Origin of the sequence: Streptomyces sp. MB09-01 (assembly GCF_033794505.1) — a bacterium.
GTDB lineage: Bacteria > Actinomycetota > Actinomycetes > Streptomycetales > Streptomycetaceae > Streptomyces.
Genome location: NZ_JARAYQ010000611.1, coordinates 1 through 573, shown reverse-complemented (window position 1 = coordinate 573; position 573 = coordinate 1). Strand labels below are relative to the sequence as shown.

Here is a 573-nt window from a genome sequence, read left to right as displayed (position 1 = left end):
ACCCCCCTTCGCATCCCCCTCCCCGCATCGGGCACCGCCGCACTCGTCGCCGTCCGCTACTGGTCCCAGACCGGCTGGCACCGGTTCGGCCCGGCCCGCCTAGAAGGGTCCCCCGCCGGCGCGCCATCCCTGGATGCCGTCACCTTCGCCTCCCTCATCGCCCGGGAGGGCACCAGAGGAGGCCGCGGCGGCGCCGATCTCGTCGGCCGGGTCGCCGACTCGGTGCGCCGTACCACCGAGTTCATCGCCGACCGACGGGAACGCCCCACCGCCCCGGCCCCCGTGGGCGGGGACCGCTTCCTCACAGCCGAACAGTCACTCCTCCTCGGTCACCCCCTCCAACCCGACCCGAAGAGCCGCGAAGGGCTCTCCGAAGCCGAGGCCCGTCACTACTCGCCGGAACTCCACGGCTCCTTCCCCCTGCACTGGTTCGCGGTAGATCCCTCCGTCCTCGCCACCGAATCGGCCTGGACCGAGCGCGGACGCCCCGTCTCCGCGCTCGGTCCAGGCCGATTCGGTGGCGAGGACGGAGGGATCTACCGCGAACCAGTGCAGGGGGAAGGAGCCGTGGAG

General features: G+C 72.8%; 1 protein-coding gene. It reads left to right on the top strand.

Annotated elements, in window-relative coordinates:
• Nucleotides 1–573: IucA/IucC family protein (locus tag PV721_RS43715; protein ID WP_319734487.1), on the top strand; the 573-nt coding region annotated here is incomplete at both ends.